This window comes from Tabrizicola sp. M-4 (genome assembly GCF_051132405.1).
GTDB lineage: Bacteria > Pseudomonadota > Alphaproteobacteria > Rhodobacterales > Rhodobacteraceae > Paragemmobacter.
In genome coordinates this window covers 538,923-552,877 of the sequence record NZ_CP128606.1, presented here as the reverse complement: position 1 = coordinate 552,877, position 13,955 = coordinate 538,923, and the positions used below count along the sequence as shown (strand labels likewise).

Annotated in this window: 15 protein-coding genes; 3 read left to right on the top strand and 12 right to left on the bottom strand. The window is 67.4% G+C overall.

The features are described from left to right. Positions 1-51: 51 nt before the first annotated feature. On the top strand, positions 52-402 hold the full coding sequence (locus TabM4_RS02755; protein ID WP_434618076.1) for an H-type lectin domain-containing protein: 351 nt from the start codon (positions 52-54) through the stop codon (positions 400-402). 136 nt (positions 403-538) lie between these two features. On the opposite strand, the gene TabM4_RS02750 is transcribed toward TabM4_RS02755, so the two are convergent. Beyond that, entirely contained in the window at positions 539-1,558 is a 1,020-nt protein-coding gene (locus TabM4_RS02750) for a ribose-phosphate pyrophosphokinase (protein ID WP_434618073.1), read from the bottom strand. Positions 1,559-1,662: 104 nt separating this feature from the next. Here TabM4_RS02750 and TabM4_RS02745 point away from each other — a divergent pair, with 104 nt between their 5' ends. Next, positions 1,663-2,256 (top strand): 2-hydroxychromene-2-carboxylate isomerase, encoded by a 594-nt coding sequence (locus TabM4_RS02745; protein WP_434618070.1) that lies wholly within the window; start codon positions 1,663-1,665, stop codon positions 2,254-2,256. Here TabM4_RS02745 and TabM4_RS02740 read toward each other — a convergent pair whose 3' ends face one another. The 8 genes from TabM4_RS02740 to TabM4_RS02705 all read right to left on the bottom strand — a co-directional run bounded on the left by TabM4_RS02740 (position 2,257) and on the right by TabM4_RS02705 (position 9,923). After that, positions 2,257-3,291: a threonine aldolase family protein gene (locus tag TabM4_RS02740; RefSeq protein WP_434618067.1), complete on the bottom strand. Its 1,035-nt coding sequence runs from the start codon at positions 3,289-3,291 to the stop codon at positions 2,257-2,259. Further along, positions 3,291-3,746, bottom strand: coding sequence for a YcgN family cysteine cluster protein (locus tag TabM4_RS02735; protein ID WP_434618064.1), 456 nt, complete (start codon positions 3,744-3,746; stop codon positions 3,291-3,293). The genes TabM4_RS02740 and TabM4_RS02735 overlap by 1 nt, the downstream gene beginning before the upstream one ends. 144 nt (positions 3,747-3,890) lie before the next feature. Further along, on the bottom strand, positions 3,891-4,817 hold the full coding sequence (locus TabM4_RS02730) for a bifunctional riboflavin kinase/FAD synthetase (protein ID WP_434618061.1): 927 nt from the start codon (positions 4,815-4,817) through the stop codon (positions 3,891-3,893). 42 nt (positions 4,818-4,859) lie between these two features. Continuing rightward, a complete protein-coding gene (locus tag TabM4_RS02725) occupies positions 4,860-5,315 on the bottom strand; it encodes a MaoC family dehydratase (RefSeq protein WP_165048331.1) in 456 nt (151 codons plus the stop codon). A gap of 125 nt (positions 5,316-5,440) precedes the next feature. After that, a complete protein-coding gene (locus TabM4_RS02720) occupies positions 5,441-6,316 on the bottom strand; it encodes a TIGR01459 family HAD-type hydrolase (RefSeq protein WP_434618058.1) in 876 nt (291 codons plus the stop codon). 214 nt (positions 6,317-6,530) lie between these two features. Next, positions 6,531-8,129 carry a peptidoglycan -binding protein gene (locus TabM4_RS02715; protein WP_434621902.1) on the bottom strand — a complete coding sequence of 533 codons (1,599 nt, stop codon included), beginning with the start codon at positions 8,127-8,129 and terminating at the stop codon, positions 6,531-6,533. Further along, complete coding sequence (locus tag TabM4_RS02710; RefSeq protein WP_434618055.1) at positions 8,126-9,307, bottom strand: biopolymer transporter ExbB; 1,182 nt, start codon at positions 9,305-9,307, stop codon at positions 8,126-8,128. Before TabM4_RS02710 ends, TabM4_RS02715 begins: the two co-directional genes overlap by 4 nt. A gap of 67 nt (positions 9,308-9,374) precedes the next feature. Continuing rightward, positions 9,375-9,923 carry a gamma-glutamylcyclotransferase gene (locus tag TabM4_RS02705; RefSeq protein WP_434618052.1) on the bottom strand — a complete coding sequence of 183 codons (549 nt, stop codon included), beginning with the start codon at positions 9,921-9,923 and terminating at the stop codon, positions 9,375-9,377. 63 nt (positions 9,924-9,986) lie between these two features. On the opposite strand from TabM4_RS02705, the gene TabM4_RS02700 reads away from it, so the two are divergent. Then, a complete protein-coding gene (locus TabM4_RS02700; protein WP_434618049.1) occupies positions 9,987-10,988 on the top strand; it encodes a DUF2125 domain-containing protein in 1,002 nt (333 codons plus the stop codon). Here TabM4_RS02700 and TabM4_RS02695 read toward each other — a convergent pair. From TabM4_RS02695 to hisC, 3 genes are read right to left on the bottom strand one after another with little or no spacing between them, the layout of a single operon-like run. After that, positions 10,976-11,902 (bottom strand): extensin family protein, encoded by a 927-nt coding sequence (locus TabM4_RS02695; protein ID WP_434618046.1) that lies wholly within the window; start codon positions 11,900-11,902, stop codon positions 10,976-10,978. The two genes, TabM4_RS02700 and TabM4_RS02695, sit on opposite strands and share 13 nt — an antisense overlap. Then, positions 11,903-12,832, bottom strand: a complete 930-nt coding sequence (locus TabM4_RS02690) for a prephenate/arogenate dehydrogenase family protein (protein ID WP_434618043.1) — start codon at positions 12,830-12,832, stop codon at positions 11,903-11,905. Next, complete coding sequence (gene hisC / locus TabM4_RS02685) at positions 12,832-13,917, bottom strand: histidinol-phosphate transaminase (RefSeq protein ID WP_434618040.1); 1,086 nt, start codon at positions 13,915-13,917, stop codon at positions 12,832-12,834. Before hisC ends, TabM4_RS02690 begins: the two co-directional genes overlap by 1 nt. Positions 13,918-13,955 lie beyond the last annotated feature (38 nt).

The window sequence follows — 13,955 nt, the reverse complement described above, 5'->3', positions numbered from 1 at the left end:
GCACAGGTTGTGCAGCGTAACGAGTGGACGGTCCGGATGAGAAAGCCAAAGATGAAACGCATCTCCGCAAGCAGCCTCGGCATCCTGCAGGGCAGCCGCGTCCTCTTCTCCGATTTCGCCACCGACGGCGTGATGTGGACGGGCAATGGCGACCGCGAAAGCCGCTTCCACGTCGCCTTCCCCGAACCCTTCCGCGCGCCCCCCGCCGTGATGGTGGGCATCTCGCTCTGGGACATGGATCACCGCACCAACATGCGCGCCGACCTCACGGCGGAAAACATCACCGAAACCGGCTTCCAACTGGTCTTCCGCACATGGGGCGACACCCGCATCGCCCGCATCCGCGCCGACTGGACGGCCCTCGGCCCTCTGCGCGACGAGGATGACTGGGACATCGACTGACGCAGCGATAGGCGCAGATCGCGCACCCTACCCGGAAATCCCCCGCAACAGGCCCGCACCGCGCCCATTGGCTCTGGCGCTCCGCGCGCACCGCCCCCGGCACCCCCTCAAGGCCCGCCTGGGGGGGCACAACACATCACCCCCGCTGGTACATCCCCTCATAGATCGGAACCAGCGTATCCGTCTCGAACAGCGACGAAACGCTCGTCCCGTTCCAGATGTTCAGGATGGCCTGCGCAAAGATCGGCGCGGTCGGCACGATGCGGATATTCTTCGCGGCCTTCACCTGCTCGGTCGGTTCGATGCTGTCGGTGATCACCAGCGACTTCATCACCGAATTCTGCACCCGCTCCACCGCCGGGCCAGACAGGACGCCATGGGTGATATAGGAATGCACCTCGGTCGCCCCGTTCTCCAGCAACACCTCCGCCGCCTTGCACAAAGTCCCGGCCGTGTCGCAGATGTCATCCACGATGATGCACTTCTTGCCCTCGACATTCCCGATCACGGTCATGCCCGCCACTTCGCCCGCCTTCTCGCGCCGCTTGTCGACGATGGACAGGGGCGCATTGATCCGCTTGGCCAGTTCCCGCGCCCGGGCCACGCCCCCCACATCGGGCGAGACGATCATCAGATCCTCCATCTGCCCCTTGAAATGATGTTCGATATCCAGCGCGAAGACGGGGCTTGCATAAAGGTTGTCCACCGGGATGTCGAAGAACCCCTGAATCTGCGCCGCATGCAGATCTAGCGTCAGAACCCGGTCCACCCCCGAAGTCTCGATCAGGTTCGACACCAGCTTCGCGCTGATGGGCGTGCGCGCCTTGGCGCGGCGGTCCTGCCGGGCATAGCCGAAATAGGGGATCACCGCCGTGATCCGCGCCGCCGAGGACCGGCGCAGCGCATCCACCATGATCAGCAGTTCCATCAGGTTGTCATTGGCCGGGTTCGAGGTGGGCTGGATCACATACATGTCCTCGCCCCGGACATTCTCGAACACCTCGACGAAGATCTCCTGATCGTTGAACCGCTCCACCCGGGCATCCACAAGGTTCACCGACATGCCGCGATGCATGGACATGCGGCGCGCGATGGATTTCGCAAGCGACAGGTTCGCATTGCCGGAAATCAGTTTCGGCTCGGTGATGGCGGGCATGGGGGTTCTCCGGTGGGCAGCCAAAGGGGGGCGGATTCGCAGTTGGACACGCCTTACCACCGCGCTAGGCTCTTGGGAACCAAAGGCCGGAGAGGGGCGCGCAAATGGCGCAGATCGACTATTTCTTCACCGTGATTTCGCCTTGGGTCTATCTGGCCGGGGACCGTCTGGAACGCATCGCCGCCCGCCACGGCGCGACCATCCGCTACATCCCGCTCGACGGCCCCGCCCTCTTTCCCCGCACCGGCGGGCAGGTGCTGGCCGACCGCCACCAAAGCCGTAAGGATTACCGCCTTCAGGAACTCGCCCGCTGGTCGCGCAAGCTCGGAATGAAGCTCGACCTGCATCCCTTCTTTTTCCCGGTGAACCCCGCCCCCGCCTCCTATGCGGTGATCGCCGCGCAGGCGGCAGGCGGCGGCAACCTGCCCGGCCTCGTGCAGGCCTTCCCCCGCGCCGTCTGGGCCGAAGGGCGCAACATCGCCGAGGATGACGTGGTCAAGCAGATCCTCGCCGAGAACGGCTTCGACCCCGCCATTGCCGACCGCGGCATGTTCGCCGCCGCCGACACCTATGTCCGCAACCTTGACGAGGCCGTGTCGCGCGGCGTCTTCGGCCTGCCCTTCTACATCACGGGCGGGGAGATGTTCTGGGGTCAGGACAGGCTGGACATGCTGGACGACCACCTCGCCGGGGCCTGACTACCCCCGCAGCGCCGCGACAAAGCGGTCGACATGCTCTTCGGTCGTGTTCCATGACGCGACCATCCGCGCCGTCTCGCGGCCATCCGGCATGGGCCGCAGGTCATAGTAAACCGCCCCCGCCGCCCGCAGGCGCGCATGCCCCCCCGGCGCCCAGTTGGCAAAGACCATGTTCGCCTGCGCCGGATGCGTCAGCGCCGCTCCGGCCACGCCCGCCACCCCCTGCGCCAGCCGCTGCCCCATCGCATTGGCCTGCCCCGCCAGCCGCAGCCACAGCCCTTCCTCCAGATAGGCCTCCATCTGCGCCGACAGGAAGCGGTGCTTGGAAAACAGATGCCCGCCCCGCTTGCGCCGCAGTTCGAATTCCCACGCCTTGGCCGGATCGAAGAAGACCACCGCCTCCACGCCCAGAAGCCCGTTCTTCGTCCCGCCAAAGGACAGCACATCCACGCCGGCCTTCCACGTCATCTCTGCCGGGCTCGCCCCCGTCGCCACCAGCGCATTGGCGAACCGCGCCCCGTCCAGATGGCAGGGCAGCCCATGCCCCTTCGCCACCGCCACCAGCGCCGCGATCTCCGCCGCCGTATAGACCGTCCCCGCCTCCGTCACATTGGTCAGCGTCAGCGCCCCCCGCTGCACCCCATGCACCCCCGACGCCCCCGTCACGGCCAAGGCCTCGGTCAGCGCCGCAGGCTCCATCCGCCCATGCGCCCCGTCCACCAGCACCAGCTTCGCCCCCCCGGCAAAGAACTCCGGCGCGCCGCACTCATCCTCGGCCACATGGGCATGGCGGTGACAGAACACCGCCCCCCACGGCGGCACCAGCGAGGCCAGCGCCAGCGCATTCGCCGCCGTCCCGGTCGCCACCAGATGCACCACCGCCTCCGGCGCCTCGAAGACCTCGCGCAGCCGCGCCGTCACCCGCGCCATGATCTCATCCGCGCCATAGCTGCGCGCAAAGCCCTCATTCGCCCGCGCCAGCGCCGCCATCACCTCCGCCGGGGCACCGGATGTGTTGTCCGAGGCAAAGAACATCAGGGCCGCTCCTCGATGATGTAATCCTCCCAATCCTCCTCATCGACCTCGAATTCCGGCACGGTCATCCCCCGCACCGAATGGCCCGAACGATGCGTGCTTTCCGGATCCCCCGTCACCAGCGGATGCCAGTCCGGCAGCCGGCCCCCCTCATGCAGCAGCCGATAGGCACAGGTCCGGGGCATCCAATAGGCGATCTTCGGCAGCGACTTCGGCGTCAGCCGCACGCAATCGGGCACGAATTGGTGGCGGATCGGATATTGCATGCAGCGGCAGCTTTCGCCATCCAACAGGCGGCAGGCGATGCGGGTGTAATCCACCTCGCCCGTATCCTCATATTCGATCTTGTTCAGGCAGCACTTCCCGCAGCCATCACACAGCGCCTCCCATTCCGGGGCGGTCATCTTGGCGAGGGGGACAGTTTCCCAGAACCGGGGGCGAAGCTTCGTGGTCATGGCGCGAACCTGCGCCGCCGCGCGGGAAAAGGAAAGCCGCCCCGCACGATTTTTCTGCGAAAGATCCCAGGCCGCTGCCCGCAGCGGCCCCCGATTTTTCGCAGAAAAATCGGCCCCCCGGCAAACCCCGCGCCGCAAAAGTCCCTAGACCGCCGCCAGCACCGCCCGCGCCTTGGCGCAATCGGCCTCCATCTGCGCGATCAGCGCCTCCAGCCCGTCGAATTTCAACTCGGGCCGCAGATATTCGACGAAGGCCACCGAAAGGTGCTGCCCGTAAAGGTCGCCCTTGAAATCCAGCAGGAAGGTCTCAAGGTTCGGCCGGTTCTCCCCGAACATCGGCCGCACCCCAAGGCTCGCCGCGCCGAGATAGGCCCCCGCCTGCGGCCCGGTCAGGATATCCACCTTCACCGCATAGACGCCAAGGCGCGGCAGGTGCAGCCCCTCCACCGACATGTTCGCCGTGGGATAGCCCAACTCCCGCCCGCGCTTCTCGCCGTGGATCACCTCGCCCTCGATCCGGTGCCAATGGCCCAGCATGGCGGCGGCATCCCGCGGCCGCCCCTCGGCCAGCGCCGCCCGGATCGCGGTCGACGACACCTCCACCCCGCCCACGGCCAGCAACGGCGCCACCGTCACGTCGAACCCGAACCGCGCGCCAAGCGCTTGCAGATCCGCAGCCTTCCCTGCCCGCCCCTTGCCGAAACAGAAATCCGCCCCCACCACCACATGCGAAACGCCGAGCCCGTCGGCCAGCACGTCCCGCGCAAAAGCCTCGGGCGAAAGCCCCGCCAGATCGCGGTCAAAGGGCAACTGATACAGCTCCGCCACCCCCAGCTTCGCCAGACGGTTCGCCCGCGCCTCGGCATTCATCAACCGGAACGGGGCCGCATCGGGGGCAAAGACCTGCCGCGGATGCGGTTCGAAGGTCACCACGCCCAGCGCTGCGCCCGGACGCCGCGCCAGATCGATCACGGATCGATGGCCCAGATGCACCCCATCGAAATTGCCCATGGCGACCGATGCGCCACGCGCGCCCCGGTCCAATCCCTGCCAATGATGGTGAACGCGCATCTTTCCCCGGGGCGGGGAGCCTGCCCCGTCAGTCAGTCGGTCTCAGTCGAACTTCCGCGACGGCGCCAGAACCAGCGCCTCGCCCTTCAGAACGACCGTATTACCCACCGCGCAATGGGTTTCAAGGGTCACCCGCCGTTTGGCATGGTCGATCGCCGTCACCTTCACCTCGGCCCGCACCGTATCGCCGGGCCGCACGGGGGCCATGAACTTCAGGCTCTGCCCCAGATAGACCGTCCCGTGCCCCGGCAACTGCTCCCCGATCACCGCCGAGATCAGCCCGGCGGTCAGCATCCCATGCGCGATGCGCCCCTGAAAGATCGTGTCCTGCGCATAGCCGTCATCCAGATGCACCGGGTTCCGGTCGGTCGAAACCTCGGCGAACATCTCGATATCCCGGTCCGTCACCGTCTTCAGAAGGTAACGGGTCATTCCGATCTCCAGATCCTCGATGCAGATCGTGCCGCGTGGCTGGTTGTCGATGGCGCGTGCGAACATGGCCGAATCCTTGACTGACTTGCCCGCACCCTAGCCGATGCCGCGCCGCAGCGCAATTCCGTCGGGTAACTTTTTATCCCTCATGAGACCTTTGGCGCAAGATTGTTACCCAATGGACGCAGGCATCAGGCCAGAAACGGGATCGCATAGGTCGTCGTCATCTCCCGCGCCTCCAGCCATTCCGCCAAAGCCGCCGGGTCCGGCCGCGCCGGATCGGGGCCGAACTCCGCCGCCGCGATCCCCCCCGTCACGAAGAGCGTGTCGATCCCCTCCGCCATGCCGCCCTGCACATCGGTATTCACCCCATCCCCGATGGCAAGGATGCGCGCCTCCTCCTGCCCCGTCATCGCCGCCAGCTTCCGCCGCGCCAGATCGTAGATCGGCGGATGCGGCTTGCCGTAATACAGCACCTCTCCCCCCATCGCCTCATAGGCCTGCGCCAAGGCCCCGGCGCAATACAGCCGCCGCTCGCCCAGATCGACGATCAGGTCGGGATTGGCACACAGCATCACCAGATCCCGCGCCTTCATCATCAACAGCGCCGCGCGGTAATCCTCCGGCGTCTCGGTCAGGTCGTCCCGCAACCCCGTGCAGACCACCCCCTCCGCCTCGGCCAAGGGCACGCGGCTGATCTCCAGCACCGGCCCATCCACCGGAAGGTCGGTGAAGAAACTCTCGTCCTTCTCCGCCCCGATGTGATGCACCCGCTGCCCCACCGCCCCGGACAAAAGCCCGTATTGCGCCGCGTCACCCGACGACACGATCTCATCCCAGCAATCGCGCGGCACCCCGATCCGCGCCAGTTGCTCCACCACGCTCGATTTCGGGCGCGGCGAATTCGTCAACAGCAGCACAGCCTTCCCCTCGGCACGGAACGCCCGCAGCGCCGCGACCGCCGCCGCAAAGGGCACCTTGCCATTGTGCAGACAGCCCCACAGGTCGCAGAAGACCGCATCATAACGCTCGGCCACCTCGCCAAGGCTCCGGATCATCTCGGTCATCTCTGCCCCTTTCGCCATTCCCGCATCGCCCCTCCCTAACCCAGCCACCGCGCCGGGGGAATGCCATGCCGCGCACCCTGTGCGCCCACGCACCCTTAACCATGAATCTGACCGCCACCCTGCCCGGATTTGTATGCACACTTTGCGGTACAGTTTGCGGCACAGGGTCCGGCACGGCCAATTCCGCCCAACCCCTTGGCACCAAAGCCGGTTCTTACCGCTCGGTCAGCTTCAACTCGATCCGCCGGTTCTGCGCCCGGCTCCCCTCGTCATCCCCGGCAGCCACGGGCCGGTATTCCCCGAACCCCGTCGCCGCCAGACGGTCCGGCGGGAAGCCCAGCCCCTCCTGCATGAACCGCACGACCGAAAGCGCACGTGCCTGCGACAATTCCCAATTGTCCGCGAACTCGCCCAAGCCCGACAGGGGCACATTGTCCGTATGCCCGTCCACACGGATGATCCAATCGATCTCGGGCGGGATTTCCCCCCTGATTTCATTCAGGATTTCCACCACCCCGGCAATCTGCGCCTGCCCCTCCGGCGCCAGTTCCGCGGCCCCCGGCTGGAACAGCACTTCCGAGGAGAACACGAACCGGTCCCCCACCACCCGCACACCTTCGCGCCCGGCCAGAAGTTCCGACAATTTCCCAAAGAATTCAGACCGATACCGCGCCAGATCGGCATTCTCCGCCGCCAACCGCTCGGCCTCCGCCGCCTCCAGTTCCGCCCGCCGCCGCTGCTCTGCCGCCACCTGCGCCAGCGCCGCATTCAACTGCGTGCCCAAAGATTCAAGCTGCACCTGTGCCGCCTCATCCCGCGCCGCGCTTTCGTCCAGCACCGCCTGCAACTGCGCCAATTGCGACCGCAAGGCCCCGATCTGCTCGTTCAACAGCGCCACTTTCCGCTGCGCTTCCAAGGACTTGGCCTGTTCCTCGCTCAAGGCCCGCTCTGCCGCCGCCAGCACCGCGTCGCGGTCCGTCTGCCCCTCGGCGGCCTTCGCCGCCTCGGTCTGCGCCGCCGCCAGCAGGGTCAGCGTCTCCTCCGCCCTCCGCCGCTGCTCCTCCAGCGCAAGGGTCATCGCCGCCAACTCGTCCTCCGACCCCTTCAGCCTGTCGCGCAATTCCTGCAGCGCCGCCGCATCCACCAGACGCTCCGCCTCTTCCTCCGACAGCCGCGCCTCCGCCCCCTCGGCCCGGCTCCGCAGGCTGGCGATCAGCGTTTCCATCGCCTGCCGCCGCGCCGCCATGAACCGCGCGGTCTCGGCATTCGCATCCACCTCCTCACGCGCCCGCGCCAGCGCCAGTTGCAGCGCCTCCTGCTCGGTCAGCAGTTTTTCCTGAGCATCCTCAAGAGCTTGCACGGATGCCGTCAAATCCGTCACCTGCCCCCGCGCCGCATCGCGCTCGGCCAGAAGGCTGGCCACCTGCGCCTCGAAACTGGCGATCCGCCCCTGCGCCGCCTCCAGCGCACCCTCCGCCGTCGCCAATTGCCCGGTCAACGTGGTGATCAGCGCCGCCTGCCGTTCCCCCTCCGCCTGCGCCGCGGTCAGGGACGCCGTCAGCGACCCAACCTCCGCCTCCAATCCCTCGGCCCGCTGCCGCTCCAATCCCAAGGCATCGGCGAGTTGCGCGATCTGGTCGGTCAGGCTGTCCAACTCGTTCGACTGGGTGGTGATCGTATCCCGCAGCACCACCTGCATCACGGTGAAGATGGTCAGGACGAACATCATCACCATCAACAGCGTCGTCACCGCATCCACGAAACCGGGCCAGATTAGCGAGGAATCGCGACGGGACCGCAGCGCCATGGTCAGCCCCGCCCTGCGGGCACGCCGCGCGACAATTGCCGGATGGCCACCGTCAGCGCGGCAATATCGGTGCGCAGATCGGCCAGCGATTCCTGCCGCCCGGCCGACATTTCCTCAAGGATCTTCAACAGTTGCACATCGATGGAACGCAGGCGCATCCGGCTTTCCGCATCCGCCCCCATCGCGCCGCCACCGTCCGAGGTCACCGCCGCGATCAGCCGCTCCTGCCCTTCCGCGATCCGCGCCAGCGCCGCCGCCACATCGCCGCCGCCCCCATCCCGCCGCTCGGCCAGCTTGCCGATGGCGCGGGCCAGATCGTCGATCTTGTCCTCCACCATCACCCGCGTTATGTCCGACTGGGTATAGAGCGACTGCAGCGCATCCATCTGCGCCTGCACCTGATCCAGCACCGCCGCCATCGCCGCCGTATCGCCGCCCTCGCCATCGCCCGACGACAGGCTCACGCGGGTGATCGACGACAGCCATTCCTCCAACTCCCGGTAGAACCGGTTCTGCCCATGCCCCGCGAACAGTTCCAAAAGCCCGATCACCAACGATCCCGCCAGACCCAGCAGCGATGACGAAAACGCCGTTCCCATCCCGCCCAACTGGCTTTCGAGCCCCGACATCAGCTTTTCAAAGACCTGAAGCCCTGTCTCCCCCTCTTGCGGGGCCAGCGACCGGATCGTGTCCACCACCGCCGGAACCGTGGTCGCAAGACCATAGAACGTGCCCAGAAGCCCAAGGAAAACCAACAGGTTGGCCAGATAGCGCGTGATATCCCGCGCCTCGTCGATCCGGGTCGCGACGGATTCGAGGATCGACCGCGACGAGGATGCCGAAATCTGCATCCTCGCCCCCCGCGACCGCAAGAGCGCCGCCAGCGGCGCAAGCAGGCGCGGCGGCTTGGTCGCGTCATGCCCCGGCACGTGGCGGACGAAATCCTCGATCCAGCTCACCGATTGCGCAAGGATCAGCACCTGCCAGAAACAGGTGACCACACCCAGCAGGAACACCCCCCCGATGAACCCGTTCAGCAGCGGATTGGCCTGGAATATGCCCGTCACCTGATTGTGGATCAGCCACGCCCCGCTGCCCACCATCACCGTCACCAGCAGCATCATCACGATCTGCCGGATCGGCTGGCTGAAGGTCGGTGACGCCTCGCTGCGCTGCTTGTCCATCCACACTGCCCGCTGTTTGTTCGCGGCCAGAATAGCAGGCAAAACCCCCCTGCCAAGCCGCCGCAGTTCAGCCTTCCGTCATCTCCACCAGCGCCCGAACGCGGCCCGCCAGCCAATCCAGATCGTCATCCCCGATCCCCAGTTCCGCCAGATGCGCGGCGGTGGACCACAGGTAATCCCGGTTCGGCCCCCGCCCGCCCACCGCCCGCGCGATGATCCGCGCCTGCTCCTCCAGCGCCAACCCCCCGCAATACTGCACATGGTCGGGATCGATGACATAGGCCAGCGCCTCCAGTCCCCGCCCGTCCGCCAAGCGCAGGGGCAGCACCCGCTCCAGATAGGCCGACGACACCAACTCCCGCTCGCGCAGGGCGGCCAGCGTCGCCTCCTCCGTGCCGGGTTCCACCCGGAACGCCACCCCGTCGCAAAAGGACCCCGCCGCCGCATCCAGCGCCAGCACCAGCCCCGGTTCCTCGACCGTGCCGCGATGGTGGATGGACCGCATGCAGAACGACCGATGCCACCCCTCCAGCCGCGCAACCGCCTGCTCGGCCACGGGAAAACCCGGATGCCAGATCAGCGATCCATAGCCGAAGACCCAAAGCCCCGCCGTCATCCGCTGGCCCTCCTTTCGCGCCCCCTGTAAACAGCAGCCCGTTAGGGAAGGAAAGGGTGGACGATGCGCGCACTCCTCGTGACGGTCCTTGTCGCGGCAACGCTCTGGGCGGGCTACTGGTTCGTGGGCTCCCGGGCCATGGAACGCGCCGCCGAAGGCTGGTTCGCGGCTCAACAGGGCGGCGCCCTCGTCGCGCAACGCTCGGGCCTGTCCGTCGCGGGCTTTCCCAACCGCTTCGACCTGACGGTGACCGAACCCCGCCTGACGGATACGCAGCGCGGCATCGGCTGGCAGGCCCCATTCGCACAGATCTTCACCATGTCGTGGAAGCCTTGGCATCTCATCGCGACCCTGCCGCAAAACCAGACCCTCACCCTGCCGGGGCAAGAGGTGACCGTCACCTCCACCCTGATCCAAGGCAGCCTCGTCCTCGTCCCCGGCACCGACCTGACGCTGGACCGCACCGCCATCGCGGGCGACGGCATCGCGCTTGCGTCATCCGCCGGATGGGAGGCCGCCGCCGCCTCGCTCCGCTTCGGCACCCGCCGCGCGCCCGACAGCGCCACGGCGCAAGAGGCCGCGCTGGACCTCACCACCCTCACCCCTGATGCGGGCTTCCGCGCCGCCCTCGCGCCGCTCTCCGACCTGCCCGAACAGATCGACCTGATCCGCCTCGACACCGTCCTCGGCCTCTCCGCCCCGCTCGACCGCCACGCCGCCGCCAACCGCCCCGCCCTCACCGAACTCCGCCTGCGCGAAGGGCTGATCCGTTGGGGCGACATGGTGGCTTCGGCCAAGGGCGACCTCACCCCCGCCGCCGACGGCACGCCCGAAGGGCGGATCGAGATCCGCATCGATCAATGGCGCAAGCTGATCCCCGTCTTCATCGCGGCGGGCCTCGTCACGACAGAAGGCGCGCAGACGCTGACCCGTGCCTTGGAACTCTATGCCCAGCAGGGCGACGATCCCGATACTCTGACCGTGCCGCTGACCTTCGCGAACGGCTTCATGACACTCGGCCCCCTGCCCCTCGGCCCCGCCCCGGCGATCTTTCAGCGGCAGTAAGGCCCGTTCCCGTGGCTCGCCGTGTCGAAATGCAGGTGATCCTCGTGATACCCGTCCGACCCCGGCCCCAGCGTGGTGCCGAAGATGCCGCAGGCCGCCCGATGGGCGCTGCGCATCTGACGGTTGTAATTGCCTGAAACCGAAAGCTCCCGCCCGTCCGACAGGATGAAGCCAGAGATATCCACGGCCTTTCCCCGGCCATGTTCGCTGATCTTCGCGCCGCGCACATTGTTGCGGGGACGGCAGATATAGCTGGCCGCGATCCGCAACTCCACCACCTCCTGCCGCCCGAAGGCCGGACGCATCCCCTCCTGCACCCATGTCTTCAAGGCGCGCGCCGTCGTGCAATCGATCGTGGCGGGCGTCGTCAGGCGCACGCCGTCGACCATCGTCACCCGCACCGGCTCCTCCACCCCGCAGCCCCGCACCTGCGACGTGATCCGCGCCAGCTCATCCCCCCGGATATCCGGGTCGCCACAGACGAATCCATCCGTGGGCGACGGCTTTGCCTCGCGCTCGCGCCGCTGGAACAACCCGCCGAACAGTCCCCCCCGCCTTTCCGGCTTCACCACCGGGGCCGGGGCCGCCGCCGCCTGCTGCAACGCCCCGCGCCCAAGGCCCTCGGGCCGGGGCATGGGGCGCAGGACGGGAACCGAAACCGCAATCGCCGCAGGCTGCGGCGGCAGCGCCTGCGTCATCGCCGGCGCCGCCGCCCAAGGCCGCGGACGCGGGCGCAGCACGGAAACCGGGGCCACCGCCACCTGCGGCGCTGCGACCGTCGCCTCGGGCACGGCCACCGCCACGGCATTTCCGGGCCGGGCCACCGGACGGGGCGAAGTCGCCATCTCCTGCGCCACAGCCGCGCTCGCCATCAGGCAGCACAGCAGGCCCAGACCGGCAACCGCCCCCCGCATTCAGCCGCCCTTCGGCGCGGCCGCCGCCACCCGCCCGAAATCGGGGGCCGCCGTATCCTGCCCGGCCTCGATGATCCCGCGCCGGATCGCGCGCGTCCGGGTGAAATAGGCGTGCAGATGTTCCCCGTCGCCCAGCCGGATCGCCCGCTGCAACGCGAAAAGCTCTTCGGTGAACCGCCCGAGGATATCCAGCGTCGCCTCCTTGTTCGTCAGGAACACGTCGCGCCACATCGTCGGGTCCGACGCCGCGATCCGGGTGAAATCCCGGAACCCCGCGGCGGAATAGTTGATCACCTCGCTGTCGGTCACCCGGCTCAGGTCATCCGCCACACCCACCATCGTATAGGCGATCAGGTGCGGCGTATGCGACGTCACCGCCAGCACAAGGTCATGATGCGCCGCGTCCATCTCGTCGACCTTGGCCCCGAACCCCTCGCACAGCGCCCGCAACCGCGCCACCGCGCCCGCATCCGCCCCCTCCGGCGTCAGCAGCCACCAGCGGTTCTGGAACAGCGTCGCAAAGCCCGACCGCGGCCCCGAATGTTCCGTCCCCGCAATCGGGTGGCCCGCGATGAAATGCACACCTTCCGGCATGTGCGGCGCCACGGCGGCGATCACCGCCTGCTTCACGGACCCCACATCCGTCACCGTCGCGCCGGGCGCCAGATGCGGCCCGATCTCTTCGGCAATCGCGCCCATCGCGCCCACCGGCACGGCCAGCACCACCAGATCCGCCCCGACCACCGCCTTGGCCGCCGTATCCTCCACCCGGTCGCAGAACCCGATCTCCAGCGCCGCCGCCCGGCTTTCGGCCGATTTGGCGTATCCCACCACCTCACCCGCCAGCCCCTGCGCCTTCATGGCATGCGCCATCGACGACGCGATCAGGCCCAGCCCGATCAGCGCCACCCGCTCATAGATCACGCTCATCACTTCACGCCCTTGAACTGCGCGACCGCATGGGCCACGCGGCGACAGGACGCCTCGTCCCCCACGGTGATCCGCAGGCAATGCGGCAGCTTGTATCCCGCCACCCGCCGCACGATCAGCCCCTGCTGCTGCAGGAAGGCATCGCAGGCCACCGCCTCTTCCTCGCTCGCGAAGCGTGCCAGCACGAAATTCGCCATCGAGGTATCCGACGGCACGCCAAGCTCAGCCAGCGCCTCGGAAAGCCAATGCCGCATCCGCGCATTCTCGCTCCGGCAGCGGTTGACGAAATCCTGATCCCGGACCGCCGCCTCCGCCGCCTCAAGCTGCGTGGTCGACAGGTTGAAAGGCCCCCGGATGCGGTTCAGCACATCGACAATCGCCTTCGGCCCGTATCCCCAGCCGATCCGCAACCCGCCCAGACCATAGATCTTGGAAAAGGTCCGCGTCATGAAGACATTGCTGCGCGCCTCAAGGATCGCCAGCCCGCCGTCATAGCCTTCGACATATTCCGCATAGGCCCCGTCCAGCACCAGAATGGCCTGACGCGGCAACCCGTCCGCCAGCCGCGCGATTTCAGCGTTGCTGATCATCGTCCCGGTGGGGTTGTTCGGATTGGCGATGAACACCAGCTTCGTCCGCCGGTTGCAGGCCGCAAGGATCGCGTCCACATCCGTCGTCCGCTCCCGCTCGCGCACCTCCACCGGGGTCGCCCCCACGGCCAGCGCGCTGATGCGGTACATCAGGAAACCATGTTCGGTGAACACCACCTCATCCTTCGGCCCGGCATAGGCCTGACACAGGAAGGTGATGATCTCGTCCGACCCGACGCCGCAGATCACCCGCCCCGCATCCAGCCCATGCACATCGGCAATCGCCTCGCGCAGGCTGCCATGATCGGTGGACGGATAGCGGTGCAGCGTATGCACGCTGCGCTGGAACGCCTCCTTCGCGCGGTCCGAAGGGCCGAACGGATTCTCGTTCGACGAAAGCTTGACCACATTGGTCATGCCCGCGACATGCGCCTTTCCGCCTTCGTAAAGCGCGATGTCAAGGATACCGGGCTGCGGTCGGATGGCGTCGGTCATGTCGGCAAGATTCCCCCATTCCAGCGGGGTTCTAGCTT

Excerpts from the sequence above, each read along its gene's own strand:
- TabM4_RS02740 (WP_434618067.1), bottom strand. The coding sequence starts at position 3,291 with ATGTTCTTTGCCTCGGACAACACATCCGGTGCCCCGGCGGAGGTGATG.
- TabM4_RS02695 (WP_434618046.1), bottom strand. The coding sequence starts at position 11,902 with ATGCGGGGGGCGGTTGCCGGTCTGGGCCTGCTGTGCTGCCTGATGGCG.
- TabM4_RS02735 (WP_434618064.1), bottom strand. The coding sequence starts at position 3,746 with ATGACCACGAAGCTTCGCCCCCGGTTCTGGGAAACTGTCCCCCTCGCC.
- TabM4_RS02730 (WP_434618061.1), bottom strand. The coding sequence starts at position 4,817 with ATGCGCGTTCACCATCATTGGCAGGGATTGGACCGGGGCGCGCGTGGC.
- TabM4_RS02720 (WP_434618058.1), bottom strand. The coding sequence starts at position 6,316 with ATGACCGAGATGATCCGGAGCCTTGGCGAGGTGGCCGAGCGTTATGAT.
- TabM4_RS02710 (WP_434618055.1), bottom strand. The coding sequence starts at position 9,307 with ATGGACAAGCAGCGCAGCGAGGCGTCACCGACCTTCAGCCAGCCGATC.
- TabM4_RS02755 (WP_434618076.1), top strand. The coding sequence starts at position 52 with ATGAAACGCATCTCCGCAAGCAGCCTCGGCATCCTGCAGGGCAGCCGC.
- TabM4_RS02725 (WP_165048331.1), bottom strand. The coding sequence starts at position 5,315 with ATGTTCGCACGCGCCATCGACAACCAGCCACGCGGCACGATCTGCATC.
- TabM4_RS02690 (WP_434618043.1), bottom strand. The coding sequence starts at position 12,832 with ATGAGCGTGATCTATGAGCGGGTGGCGCTGATCGGGCTGGGCCTGATC.
- hisC (WP_434618040.1), bottom strand. The coding sequence starts at position 13,917 with ATGACCGACGCCATCCGACCGCAGCCCGGTATCCTTGACATCGCGCTT.
- TabM4_RS02700 (WP_434618049.1), top strand. The coding sequence starts at position 9,987 with ATGCGCGCACTCCTCGTGACGGTCCTTGTCGCGGCAACGCTCTGGGCG.
- TabM4_RS02750 (WP_434618073.1), bottom strand. The coding sequence starts at position 1,558 with ATGCCCGCCATCACCGAGCCGAAACTGATTTCCGGCAATGCGAACCTG.
- TabM4_RS02705 (WP_434618052.1), bottom strand. The coding sequence starts at position 9,923 with ATGACGGCGGGGCTTTGGGTCTTCGGCTATGGATCGCTGATCTGGCAT.
- TabM4_RS02745 (WP_434618070.1), top strand. The coding sequence starts at position 1,663 with ATGGCGCAGATCGACTATTTCTTCACCGTGATTTCGCCTTGGGTCTAT.